Source organism: Halomonas sp. I1 (assembly GCF_032334135.1).
Taxonomy (GTDB): Bacteria; Pseudomonadota; Gammaproteobacteria; order Pseudomonadales; family Halomonadaceae; genus Halomonas.
In genome coordinates this window covers 108,781-120,847 of record NZ_JAVXUS010000001.1, presented here as the reverse complement: position 1 = coordinate 120,847, position 12,067 = coordinate 108,781, and the positions used below count along the sequence as shown (strand labels likewise).

10 protein-coding genes are annotated in these 12,067 nt (G+C 62.5%); 8 read left to right on the top strand and 2 right to left on the bottom strand.

Annotation, left to right across the window (positions count from 1 at the left end; genetic code table 11):
* Positions 1 to 71: 71 nt before the first annotated feature.
* Positions 72 to 395, bottom strand: a complete 324-nt coding sequence (locus RSO41_RS00520) for a hypothetical protein (protein ID WP_315616717.1) — start codon at positions 393 to 395, stop codon at positions 72 to 74.
* Between the two features lie 150 nt (positions 396 to 545).
* Between RSO41_RS00520 and RSO41_RS00515 the strand changes: the two genes are divergently transcribed.
* Both RSO41_RS00515 and RSO41_RS00510 read left to right on the top strand, forming a co-directional pair.
* Positions 546 to 1,607, top strand: a complete 1,062-nt coding sequence (locus tag RSO41_RS00515) for an alpha/beta fold hydrolase (protein ID WP_315616715.1) — start codon at positions 546 to 548, stop codon at positions 1,605 to 1,607.
* 163 nt (positions 1,608 to 1,770) lie between these two features.
* Positions 1,771 to 3,150, top strand: coding sequence for an FAD-binding oxidoreductase (locus RSO41_RS00510; RefSeq protein ID WP_315616713.1), 1,380 nt, complete (start codon positions 1,771 to 1,773; stop codon positions 3,148 to 3,150).
* 57 nt (positions 3,151 to 3,207) lie between these two features.
* On the opposite strand, the gene typA is transcribed toward RSO41_RS00510, so the two are convergent.
* Positions 3,208 to 5,067 (bottom strand): translational GTPase TypA, encoded by a 1,860-nt coding sequence (typA, locus tag RSO41_RS00505; RefSeq protein WP_315616711.1) that lies wholly within the window; start codon positions 5,065 to 5,067, stop codon positions 3,208 to 3,210.
* 166 nt (positions 5,068 to 5,233) lie between these two features.
* Here typA and RSO41_RS00500 point away from each other — a divergent pair, with 166 nt between their 5' ends.
* From RSO41_RS00500 to RSO41_RS00475, 6 genes are all read left to right on the top strand, one after another.
* Positions 5,234 to 6,118 (top strand): LysR family transcriptional regulator, encoded by an 885-nt coding sequence (locus RSO41_RS00500; RefSeq protein WP_315616709.1) that lies wholly within the window; start codon positions 5,234 to 5,236, stop codon positions 6,116 to 6,118.
* 138 nt (positions 6,119 to 6,256) lie between these two features.
* Complete coding sequence (locus RSO41_RS00495) at positions 6,257 to 7,153, top strand: hypothetical protein (RefSeq protein WP_315616707.1); 897 nt, start codon at positions 6,257 to 6,259, stop codon at positions 7,151 to 7,153.
* Positions 7,154 to 7,209: 56 nt separating this feature from the next.
* On the top strand, positions 7,210 to 8,478 hold the full coding sequence (locus tag RSO41_RS00490) for a Xaa-Pro peptidase family protein (RefSeq protein ID WP_315616705.1): 1,269 nt from the start codon (positions 7,210 to 7,212) through the stop codon (positions 8,476 to 8,478).
* Between the two features lie 30 nt (positions 8,479 to 8,508).
* Positions 8,509 to 9,378, top strand: coding sequence for a glycine betaine ABC transporter substrate-binding protein (locus tag RSO41_RS00485; RefSeq protein ID WP_315616703.1), 870 nt, complete (start codon positions 8,509 to 8,511; stop codon positions 9,376 to 9,378).
* Between the two features lie 453 nt (positions 9,379 to 9,831).
* Positions 9,832 to 11,238 carry a glutamate--ammonia ligase gene (gene glnA / locus RSO41_RS00480; protein ID WP_315616701.1) on the top strand — a complete coding sequence of 469 codons (1,407 nt, stop codon included), beginning with the start codon at positions 9,832 to 9,834 and terminating at the stop codon, positions 11,236 to 11,238.
* Positions 11,239 to 11,443: 205 nt separating this feature from the next.
* On the top strand, positions 11,444 to 11,995 hold the full coding sequence (locus tag RSO41_RS00475; RefSeq protein WP_315616699.1) for a DUF4124 domain-containing protein: 552 nt from the start codon (positions 11,444 to 11,446) through the stop codon (positions 11,993 to 11,995).
* Positions 11,996 to 12,067 lie beyond the last annotated feature (72 nt).

The following is a 12,067-nucleotide window of genomic DNA, read 5'->3' as shown; positions in this document are numbered from 1 at the left end:
GGGCGGTGCTTGGCTAGTCGACAAGCGTTTAGGCGTCGTTGGTGGCGGAGGATGGTAACCGCACGCGGAATTCAGTCCTGTTCTTCGTCGTCGTCCTCGTGAGGATGGTTCGGCTCCATGGCGCGGTGGGTATCGGCGAGGCGCACGGTGTCGCCCAGCTCGAGCTCACCGACGCTCTTCTGCCGACGGCCGTTGTCCGGCGCGATCAGGGCGACCACGTCGCCGATACTGGTATCCTCGATGCGTGCTTCGACCCGCACGCGCACCGAGGAGCCACGATACAGGCCGGTGATGATGCTGCCCACATGAGGCTCCGGCATGTCATCGGGATGGTCGGCATAGAAGCGCAGAACGCCTTGGACGCCGGGATCGTCCCAGTCGATGTGCTTGTGCATGGTGGTATCTCGCACTGCGGGGATGTCCTTCTAGACTAGCCGCTGTTGGGGGGCGGGCAAAAGGATGTCGTGGCCGACTTCGTCGGGGGAGAGGAAACATGGCGTTTCGCACGCGGTGAGCGAATACGCTAGCCTCGTTATATGAGGCAGATGATCAATTTTTGCACGACGCCGGATGGCGTCTGCATCGCTTACGCGACGGCGGGACGAGGCCCGCCACTGTTGCGCGTGGGCGGCTGGATGACGCACCTGGAGCGCGACTGGGACAGCCCGGTCTGGCGGCATTGGCTTCGGGAGCTGACGCGTGACCATACACTGGGGCGCTTCGATATCCGTGGCTCCGGCCTTTCCGATCATCAGGTACCGGGTCAGGGAGTGGAGGCCTGGGTCCAGGACCTGGAAGCGGTGGCCAATGCCCTGGGCTGGCGGCGCTTCCCGTTGTTCGGCATCTGCCAGGGTGGTGCGGTGGCCGCTGCCTATGCGGCACGGTACCCCGAACGGGTCAGTCACCTCATTCTTTACAATGCCTATTCGAATGGCGCTTACACGGCGGGTGTCTCGAAAGACAAAGCCGACGAAGCGCGAGCACTGGAGCGCTTGATTGATGTTGGCTGGGGACGTCGTAGCGGCGCATTTCGTGAAGTGTTTGCCCGCCTGATGTCGCCAAGGGAGGCCGGGGAGCAGGTTACCTGGTGGGAACAGTTGCAGCGCCTGACGGCTGAGCCGGATGATGCTGTCCGGCTGTGGCGTGGTTTCCATGAGCTGGATATCCGGAGCCAGTTGCAGAGGATTGAAGCTCCCACGCTGGTGGCGCATGTCAAAGGCGACCGAATGGTGCCCTTCGAGGCCGGACGTAGTCTGGCGGCCCAGATCCATGGCGCTAGATTCCTGCCGTTGGACGGCGAAAACCACATCCTCCAACTGTCGGACAGCGGCTGGCCTGTCCTGGTGGCCGAGTTGCGACAATTTCTGGCCGGCATGTCGGCCGAGACATCGTGGTTGCCCCCTGGTTTTGACGCGCTCACCCATCGCGAACGGACGATGCTGGACGCCATTGCCCGTGGATTGACGAATTCGGAGATGGCCAGAGAATTTTCCATCGCCCCCAAGACCGTCAGGAACCACGTCAGCAATATTGGCGGCAAGCTGGCGGCCTCCAGCCGGTCGGAATTGATCGTCAAGGCCCGTGAAGCGGGGTTTGGCCACTCCTGATACCCCGTCGGGACATCTGCCCCAGGATTGTTGCGATTTTCTGGTACGCGTCGGGACACCTGCCTCATGACGCGCTTTCTTGGCCCTTCTACCGTGACATTCAGGCCCGTCGCTGTCGGGCCTGGTCCTCCACACACCAATACGGCCAAGGAGGTGATCGGAAATGGATACTGCAGCAATCGAGACGCTTGAGGCGCAGTTCCGGGGCGATATCATCAAGCCGGGTGACACGACCTACGATGAGATCCGAGCCCTTTACAATGGGATGATCGATAAACGCCCTCGGCTTATCGTGCGATGCACCGATACGGCAGATGTCGTTACCGCCGTCCAGTTCGGGCGGGAACAGGGGCTATTGATCGCGGTCCGGGGCTGCGGTCACAACGGTCCGGGGCTGGGAAGCTGCGATGACGGTCTGCTGATTGACCTGTCCACGATGAAAGGCATTTATGTCGATCCAGACAGCGATACGGTCAGGGTTCAGCCCGGCTGTACCCAGGGTGACCTGGATCACGCGACCCACGCCTATGGATTGGCGGTCCCGGCCGGGATAGTCAGTACCACCGGCATCGCCGGGCTGACCCTCGGGGGTGGCCATGGCTATCTGAGCCGGTTGCATGGACTGACGGTCGATAACCTGATCGAAGCCGAAGTCGTCCTCGCCGATGGGCGGATCGTGATCGCTAGCATCAATCGGCATGATGACCTGTTCTGGGCGCTGCGAGGCGGTGGCGGCAATTTCGGTATCGTCACCAGTTTCCTGCTCCAGGCTCACCCGGTGCATACGGTGTATGCCGGCCCTATTTTCTGGGACATGGCCCATGCCCGGGACATCATGGCCTGGTATCGCGACTTCCTTCCCAAGGCCCCCCGAGCGCTGGGCATGTTCCTGGGGCTGAAGCGTGTACCCTCTGTGGCCCCCTTCCCTGAGGCATTGTGGGATCGCCCCGTCTGCGCCTTGATGTGTTGCTACAATGGCGCCGAGGAGGAAGGGCGGACCGTCATGAAGTCGGTGAGAGAGGCGCTTCCCGAGCCGTTACTGGACGGCATGATGTCCATGCCGTTTCCTGCCTGGCAGTCGGCTTTCGATGCCATTCTGCCCAAGGGGCTGCAGTGGTACTGGAAAGGCGATTTCGTTCACGAGCTTCACGACGACGCTATCGACGCGCACATCGAGCACGCTTCCCGGATTCCTTCGGGCAGTCTGTCGCTCATGCACTTGTACCCGATAGACGGGGCTGTACATGACACCCAGAGTGACGCCATGGCCTGGCGTTGCCGGGATGCCACCTGGTCGATGGTCATCGCGGGGATCGACCGGAATCCGGCCAATGCCGACGCCGTCACCCAGTGGGCGCGCGATTACTGGGAGGCACTCCACCCGTTCAATGCCGGGGGCGGCTACGTCAACTTCATGATGGAAGAAGGCAGCGAACGTATTCAGGCGACCTACGGATCAAATTACGAACGACTGGCGCGGATCAAGGGGCACTACGATCCGGACAACGTGTTCCGCGTCAATCAGAATATTTGTCCTGCCTGAACGAGAGGGAGGGGGCGCGCGGCCCCCTCCCTCTCATTTTGCCACCTGTGGGGGCAATTACTTCTTCTTGGCGCGCTTGCGCTCGTTCTCGGTGAGCAGTTTCTTGCGCAGACGAATGTGGTTGGGGGTGACCTCCACCAGTTCGTCGTCGTCGAGGAATTCGACGGCTTGCTCCAGTGAGAAGCGTACCGGCGGTGTCAGAACCAGGGCCTCGTCACTGCCGGAGGAGCGCATGTTGTCGAGCTTCTTGGCCTTGGTCGGGTTCACGACCATGTCTTCGGCACGGTTGTTGATGCCGATCAGCATGCCTTCGTAGACTTCGGTGCCGTGCTCGACGATCAGCTTGCCGCGGTCCTGCAGGGCAAAGAGCGCGTAGGCCAGGGCCTTGCCGCTGACCATGGAGACCAGTACGCCGTTGCGCCGCTCGACGGAGGCGTCGGGCTTGAGCGGGCCATACTGATCGAAGCGGCTGGTCAGGATGCCGGTGCCGGATGTCAGGGTCAGGAACTGGCCGCGGAAGCCGATCAGCCCGCGCGCGGGGATGATGAAGTCCAGGCGCACCCGGCCCTTGCCGTCGGGGTTCATGTTCTTGAGCTCGCCCTTGCGGTAGCCGAGCTCTTCCATGATGGCGCCCTGGTGCTCCTCCTCGCAGTCGATGATGACTTCTTCGTAGGGCTCCTGAGACACACCGTCGATCTCGCGGATGATCACCTCGGGGCGGCCCACGGCCAGCTCGAAGCCTTCGCGGCGCATGCTCTCGATCAGCACGGAGAGGTGCAGCTCGCCACGACCGGAGACCTTGAACTTCTCGGGGCTGTCGCCTTGCTCGACGCGCAATGCCACGTTGTGGATCAGTTCCTGGTCGAGGCGGTCCTTGATGTTGCGGCTGGTGACGAACTTGCCATCCTTGCCGGCGAAGGGCGAGTCGTTGACCTGGAAGGTCATGGAGACGGTCGGCTCATCGACGGTCAGGGCCGGCAGAGCTTCGACGTTGCTCGGATCACAGATGGTGTCGGAGATCGCCAGGTTCTCGATGCCGGTGATGCAGACGATGTCGCCGGCGGTAGCTTCGTCGGTCTGCACGCGTTCAAGGCCGAGGTGAGTCATCACCTGGCCGACCTTGCCACGCCGTTCCTTGCCTTCCTTGGTGACCACGGTGACCTGCTGGCCGGGGCGCAGGGCGCCACGCGTGATGCGACCCAGGCCGATGACGCCGACGTAGCTGTTGTAGTCCAGCGCCGAGACCTGCATCTGCAGCGAGCCGTTGAGCTCGACCTTGGGCGGCTCGACGATGTCGACGATGGCGCGGAACATCGGCGTCATGTCGTCGGTGAGCTGGTCCGGCTCTTCACCGGCCACGCCGTTGAGGGCCGAGCAGTAGATGATCGGGAAGTCGAGCTGTTCGTCGCTGGCACCGAGGTTGTCGAACAGGTCGAAGATCTGGTCGATGACCCAGTCAGGGCGTGCACCCGGACGGTCGATCTTGTTGACCACCACGATCGGCTTGAGGCCCTGATCGAAGGCCTTCTGGGTGACGAAGCGAGTCTGCGGCATGGGGCCATCGACGGCGTCGACCATCAGCAACACCGAGTCGACCATCGACATCACGCGTTCGACTTCGCCGCCGAAATCGGCGTGTCCCGGCGTATCGACGATGTTGATGTGGTAGTCGCGGTCTTCCGGACTATGCCAACGAATCGCCGTGTTCTTGGCCAGGATGGTGATGCCGCGCTCCTTCTCCTGGTCGTTGGAGTCCATGATGCGTTCCTGGCCCTCAGCCTTGCGGTCCAGGGTGCCGGACTGCTGGAGGAGCTTGTCGACCAGGGTGGTCTTGCCGTGGTCGACGTGAGCGATGATGGCGATGTTGCGAAGATTCTCGATCACGACGGGATCCTGCTGGGAAAAGTGGGGCCGCATTATAGGGTCAGGGCCGTGACGCTACCAGCCTTGTGGTTGGAAATCCGTTCCCGCACGTCGTGGAATCCGCTTCGATACGGTGAAGAAAAGGCCTGACCGCGCCGGTCGTCGGCGATCCACGTCTTGGGTAAGATGGCTGGTTCCTGTCGGCCAGGCGAGCAACGCCATGCTGGATATCAAGTTCTATGTGCTGATCGATGCCATCGCGACGCACGGTACGGTTCATGAGGCGGCCGCGGCGATCGGTGTGACACAGCCGGCGGCGACGCATCGCATCCGCGAGATGGAGCGTCGGCTGGGGGTGTCGCTGTTCCTGCGGGAAGGGCGACGCCTGGTATTGACGGCATCCGGCGAGCGTCTGGTGGCCACCGCCAGGGATATCTTGCCGAAGCTTCGCGGTGCGGAAATCGAGGCCTGGCAGCTGGCGCGTCATGGCGAGCCGCCCATACGCCTGGGCATCGGTCCCTACGATACGTTTTCCCGTGTGGTGCCCCATCTCTACGAGCCTGAGTACGGTGACATCGACCTGGTGAGCCTGCCGATGCCCGAGATGACGGGTGCCTTGCTGGCCAGGCGAGTCGACATGATTCCGATGATCGAGGTGCCCGTTCAGCGGGGGCTCGATTACCGCGAGTTGTTCGAGGAACCGCTGATGGCGGTGTTGCCGCCATCTCACCCCTATGCCGACAGCGAGTCGGTGCCGCCCGAGGTGTTCGACCAGAACCGGCACTTCACCTACAGCGTGGCGCCGGAGGCGGGGCATGAGTTCGAACATTTCTTCCAGCCCGCCGGTGTCTATCCCTCGCACATGGTGCAGGTGGAATCCGTGAGCCTGATTCTTGACCTGGTGGCGGCCGGCAAGGGGGTGAGCATCCTGTCTCGCTGGGCGGTGCGGGATGCCGTGAACGAGGGGCGCGTGGTCACACGGCCGTTGGCCGGTGAGTTGTCTCGTGTGCCCTGGTACCTGGCCTTTGCCGATGAGCCGCGCGTCGCGGAGGTGGCCGTTCCGCTGGCGTCGCTGATGCGTACGCTATATCGGCAGGTGTCTTGAGAAGCCTTTTCAACTGACTGAATCGATTGATAAAAAAGTCATGACATCGGCGACGGAATTCTGATTGGAGTTGGCGAGAGGGGCTGCCTAGCCTGTGGCGCAGTATTCACCTCCCCCCACCCAAGAGGAGACGCGTCAATGTCATCATCCGCCCTGCGCGAAGAACGCTCACCGACGACCCGGGCACCCGCCGATGCCTCTCTGGCGCGGCTGGTCGACCTGGAACAGTACCCTATCAATCGGCAGGAGAGCGACGCCTATCGCCATGCCGTGGAGCAAGTGCGTGCCCAGCTGCGCCAGGATGGCTGCGCGTTGCTGACCCGCTTCATTCGCGACGATGTCGTCGAGGCGCTGCGCCGGGAAAGCGAAGCCCTGGCGCCTCTGGCCTACTATTCCGACAACAACGTCAATCCCTATGTCACCCAGGACGACCCCAGCCTGCCCGAGGATCATCCGGTGCGCTGCTTTCAGCACTACACCAATGGCTTCGTGGCCAAGGACCTCATTCCCGAGGACGCCATCGTCAAGTCGCTCTATCGCGACCCGGCGTTTCAGCGATTCATCGCCGATTGCCTCGAGGAGCCGGTGATCCACGAATTCGCCGATCCCATCGCCGGGCTGGTGATCAACGTCATGCCCGACGATACCGAGCTGCCCTGGCACTTCGATACCAATGAATTCATCGTCAGCCTGATGACGCGGCGCCCCCAGAGCGGTGGGGAGTTTCAGTATGCGCCCAGCATCCGTCGACCCGGCGAGGAGAACTTTGCCGGTGTGCAGCGCATCCTCGAGGGCGACCACACCGAAGTCGAGTCGCTGACGCTCGATACCGGCGACCTGCAGCTCTTCAAGGGTCGCTATTCGATGCACCGCGTGGCCGCCGCCCAGGGGCAGCGTTTGTGCGCCCTGCTGGGCTATGCCAAGACGCCGAACATGATGGGCAGTCTGGAGCACACCGAAAAGATCTATGGTCGCGTGACCCAGGCTCATATCGATGCGCACAATCAGGGGCGTCACGACAATCTCATGGGTTAGGAAGGACCAGATCGGCCCCCTCGCAATTTGCCCGCGAACCAACGAGAGTTTTTCCCATGAGCCAGATCGTGGCCCTCGCCGACACTCCTCGAGACGGTCGGTCATACGCTGACGGTGACTTTCGCCGCCAACCCATCGATGCCGAGCTGTTGTCGCGGGTCGAGCGCTATCGTCTCGGCCGCCTGCGTCAGCAGATGCGCCACCATGAGATGGATGCGGTCATCCTGTTCGACCCGATCAACATTCGATATGCCTGCGGTTCGCGCAACATGCAGGTCTACTCGCAGCGCAATCCTGCACGTTACCTCTATGTGGCCCTGGATGGCCCGGTCGTGCTCTTCGAGTTCAGTGCCTGCCTGCACCTGGCCAACGGGCTTCAGTTGCTGGACGAGGTCCGTCCGGCGCGGGCGGTCATGCCGCAATATAGCGGGCCGCGCTGCCCGCAACACACGGCCGCCTTCGTCGACGACATGCAGTCCCTGTTCGCGCGCTCGGTCACCCGAGGCAAGCGGCTGGGTATCGAGTCGGCACCCACCGCTGCGGTGTCCGCCCTCGGCGAGGCGGGATTCGAGCTGGTCGATGCCGCCGTTGCCGTGGAGGGTGCCAAGTCCATCAAGAGTCTCGATGAGCTGAGCCTGATCCATCGCTCGGTGACGCTGACCGAATCCGCCATGGCGCGCATGGAAGCCGCCTTGAGGCCGGGCATGTCCGAGAATGAGCTGTGGTCCATTTTCAACCAGCACGTGCTGGCCACGGGGGGCGAATACGCCGAAACCCGGCTGCTGGCCTCGGGGGCACGCACCAACCCGTGGTTTCAGGAATGTTCCGACAAGGTCATTGCGCCGGGCGAGCTGGTGGCCTTCGACACCGACATCGTCGGCTGCTTCGGCTATTACACCGATTTCTCGCGGACCTTCCATGTGCCCGGTCGCGGTGGACCCACCCAGGAACAGCAGCGGCTCTATCGAATGGCGGCCGATCAGCTGGAAAGCAACATCGCCCTGCTCGAGCCCGGCATGAGCTTTCGCGAGTATTCGCGCCGCGCCTGGCCGATTCCCCAGGGGTATCGCGAGAACCGTTACCTGGACATCGTGCATGGCTGCGGGATGACCGGTGAGTGGCCGCTCATCGCCCATGACATGGACTGGGACGATGTCGGCTACGACGGCCATATCGAGCCCGGCATGACCCTGTGCGTGGAGGCCTATATCGGGCACCGCGATGGCAGTGAAGGGGTCAAGCTCGAAGAGCAGGTATTGATTACCGAGCGGGGCATCGATCGTCTGTCGACTTACGGCTATGACGACGCCTTGCTGGGCGCTTGATCCTTATTTCCCGACAAACCAAGGAGACCCATGAAATCGATCACGACACTCTTCGTTGCCCTCGGCACCCTGGGGCTCGCCACCACGGTATCGGCCGACGAGAAACTGACCATCGGTACCAACAACTGGTCGGAGAACATCGCCGTATCGCACCTGTGGCAACAGTTGCTGGAGGAGCGCGGATATCGCGTTGCCCTGACCACGACGGGCAAGAGCATCATCTTCAGCGCGCTGGCCCAGCGCGATATCGACATATCGCTGGAAGTCTGGCTGCCCAATGGCGATGCCCAGTACCTGGCGCCCTACCAGGATCGTATCGACGTCCATGACGCCTGGTACAACGGCGCCCAGGACGAGCTGGTGGTGCCGGCCTATCTCTCCGACATCGATACCATGGCGGACCTGAAGGCCAATGCCTCGCGATTCGCGTATCAGGGGGAGCCGACGATCATGGGCATCGAGTCGGGCTCCGCCATCGCAGGAGAAACGGAAACTGCCATCGAGCGCTATGACCTGCCGTTTCGCCAGTTGAACAGCTCGTCACCTGCCATGCTGGCCTCGCTCGAGGAGGCCTATCGCAAGAAGGCGCCCATCGCGGTCACCCTCTGGCAGCCGCATTGGGCCTATGCCGAGTATGACCTCAAGGCCATCGAGGATCCCGCAGAAGCCTATGGCGGCGGTGACGACATCAAGTGGATGTCCAAGGCCGGGTTCGCCGATGAACACCCCGAGGTGACGGATATCCTCAATGGCTGGCACATGAGTCATGCGCAGCTCTCGGATCTGATGCTGACCATCGAGGATGTCGGCAGCCCGGAAGAGGGTGTGCGCCGCTGGGTCGACGACCATCCGGCCCTCATCGAAGAGTGGTTGGGCGACGCCGAGGGCGCTGGTTCGTAACGCGGAGCACCTTCCCGGGGGCACCGCGTACCTCCCGTCTCGACATGGCGCTCGTCGTCGGCTGCAGGGTTCCAGCCGGTGCGGTCGAGGGCGCTCATGGCGAGGCGGGATGTTTTTTGCACTATTTTGGTGCTCTTGTTTGCGTTGCGCTCCATCTTGGTTCATCGAGGGGCGCCTGTGTCGTATCGATATGGGGCGACCAGCGAGTGAGTGAGGGCCGATAAACGCGAGCCTTGAAAAATTCTATTTCAATATCATGGGCCTATAAAGTCGCAAGGCGAGGATTCGCCATTTTGGCACGTTTTCTGCTTCGCTATTGCAAACGCCATGGTCGCCACGGCGGTTGTGGGCAGCCGGCTTACGGCGTGCTACAACGTTCGCTACTCGACCAGCGGTCAAGACGCTTTGAATTCGCTTCAGAGTCAACGAGCCAAGCTCATAGTGGAGGACCTCATGTCTGACAAGACACTCGCCCTGATTGAAGAACATGATGTGAAGTGGGTCGACCTGCGCTTCACCGACACCAAAGGCAAGGAACAGCACGTCACCATCCCGGCTCGCGATGTGGACGAAGAGTTCTTCGAGAACGGCCAGATGTTCGATGGCTCCTCCATCAATGGCTGGAAGGGGATCAACGAGTCGGACATGATCCTGCGTCCGGAGGACGGCACCGGCTTCCTCGACCCCTTCACCGAAGACGCCACCCTGGTGCTGCGCTGCGACATCATCGAGCCGGCCACCATGCAGGGCTATGAGCGTGACCCGCGCTCCATCGCCAAGCGTGCCGAGGCGTATCTGCAGTCGTCCGGTCTGGGCGATACCGCCTTCTTCGGGCCGGAGCCCGAGTTCTTCGTCTTCGACGAGGTGCACTGGAAGGCCGATGCCGAAGGCGCCATGTACAAGATCAGCTCCGAAGAGGGGGCCTGGGCCACCGACCGTCAGGTCGAGGGCGGCAACATGGGCCACCGTCCGCGGGTCAAGGGCGGTTACTTCCCGGTACCGCCGGTGGATAGCTTCCACGACATCCGTGGCGCGATGTGCAACACCCTGGAAGCCATCGGCCAGAGCGTCGAGGTGCATCACCACGAGGTGTCCAACGCCGGCCAGAATGAGATCGGCGTCAAGTTCAACACCCTGGTGAAGAAGGCCGACGAGCTGCAGGAAATGAAGTACGTGGTGCACAACGTGGCCCACGCCTTCGGCAAGACTGCGACCTTCATGCCCAAGCCGGTGGTCGGTGACAACGGGTCCGGCATGCACGTCCACCAGTCCTTCTGGAAGGACGGCCAGAACCAGTTCGCCGGTGACGAGTACGCCGGTCTTTCCGAAATGGCCCTGTACTACATCGGCGGCATCATCAAGCACGCTCGTGCCCTGAACGCCTTCACCAACGCGTCCACCAACTCCTACAAGCGTCTGGTGCCGGGCTTCGAAGCGCCGGTGATGCTGGCCTACAGCGCGCGCAACCGTTCTGCGTCAATCCGTATCCCCTACACCGCCAGCCCGAAGGGCAAGCGTGTCGAGGCCCGCTTCCCGGACCCGACCGCCAACCCCTACCTGTGCTTCGCGGCGATGCTGATGGCCGGTATCGATGGCATCAAGAACAAGACCCATCCGGGCGATGCCATGGACAAGAACCTCTATGACCTGCCGCCGGAAGAGGGCAAGTCCGTCCCGACCGTGGCCGAAAGCCTCGATCAGGCGCTGGAAGCCCTGGACGCGGATCGCAGCTTCCTCACCGAGGGTGGTGTCTTCACCGACGAGACGATCGATGCCTACATCGAACTCAAGTCCGAGGATATCGAGCGTCTGCGCATGACGACTCACCCGATCGAGTTCGACATGTACTACAGCTGCTGATCGTCGGCGCTTCGGCGCCGCGCTACAGCGACAGCAAGAGGCGCGCCCGGTCGGGCGCGCCTCTTTTTTTGCCAGCCTTCTTGTGCCAGCTGAGGCACGGCAATCGGTTCGCGTGATGCATCGCGGGGCGTGGGGCTCGCTACCCGGCCGGGCAGCGCCTAGTCTTCATGTCGAGGACGGGGTGCCCGATACCTGGGGAGGGGCCATGGACAGACCGATGATCTCTCTGTTGCTGTGCCTTGTGATGATGAGTCACGCAATGGGCGGTCAGATGCTCTACCGCACCATCGATGCACGGGGCCATGTGTTCTTCACCGATGATCCCTCGCGGGGTGGCGAGCTGGTCGAGCTCCAGCCGATCAGCGTGGTGCCGGCGCTGCCGCCATCGCCTGCATTGACGCGTGCCGCCCCGGGCCGCAACGTCGATGGCATCCCCTCCCCGGCGTATGAGGCGTTCGCGATTGCCTCGCCCGGAAACGAAACGACCCTGCCCACCGGGGCCGCCGGTGATGTACAGGTGCGCTTCGAACTCCGGCCGGCATTGCGGGAAGGGCACCGGTTGCGTCTGCTGCTCGATGGGAAGGTCGCACGACCCGCCTCGCGCGAGCCGGTCATCGAGCTCACCAATCTGGCGCGTGGCGAGCACCGGCTGCGGGCAGAGCTGCTCGACGGTCGTGGCCAGGTGCTGCGGCGCACGTCCGCGGTGACACTTCATGTGCACCGGGCCAGTGTGAACCTGCCGAAAAATCCTCGATAAGCCAGTTCCCTCGATCCGACCTGGGTGTGAAGAGCGTACCGACCGTCCAGGATCGTGCATGCACCATAATAG

Coding starts and splice junctions, on each gene's coding strand:
- RSO41_RS00520 (WP_315616717.1), bottom strand. CDS start 395: ATGCACAAGCACATCGACTGGGACGATCCCGGCGTCCAAGGCGTTCTG.
- RSO41_RS00515 (WP_315616715.1), top strand. CDS start 546: ATGATCAATTTTTGCACGACGCCGGATGGCGTCTGCATCGCTTACGCG.
- RSO41_RS00510 (WP_315616713.1), top strand. CDS start 1,771: ATGGATACTGCAGCAATCGAGACGCTTGAGGCGCAGTTCCGGGGCGAT.
- typA (WP_315616711.1), bottom strand. CDS start 5,067: ATGCGGCCCCACTTTTCCCAGCAGGATCCCGTCGTGATCGAGAATCTT.
- RSO41_RS00500 (WP_315616709.1), top strand. CDS start 5,234: ATGCTGGATATCAAGTTCTATGTGCTGATCGATGCCATCGCGACGCAC.
- RSO41_RS00495 (WP_315616707.1), top strand. CDS start 6,257: ATGTCATCATCCGCCCTGCGCGAAGAACGCTCACCGACGACCCGGGCA.
- RSO41_RS00490 (WP_315616705.1), top strand. CDS start 7,210: ATGAGCCAGATCGTGGCCCTCGCCGACACTCCTCGAGACGGTCGGTCA.
- RSO41_RS00485 (WP_315616703.1), top strand. CDS start 8,509: ATGAAATCGATCACGACACTCTTCGTTGCCCTCGGCACCCTGGGGCTC.
- glnA (WP_315616701.1), top strand. CDS start 9,832: ATGTCTGACAAGACACTCGCCCTGATTGAAGAACATGATGTGAAGTGG.
- RSO41_RS00475 (WP_315616699.1), top strand. CDS start 11,444: ATGGACAGACCGATGATCTCTCTGTTGCTGTGCCTTGTGATGATGAGT.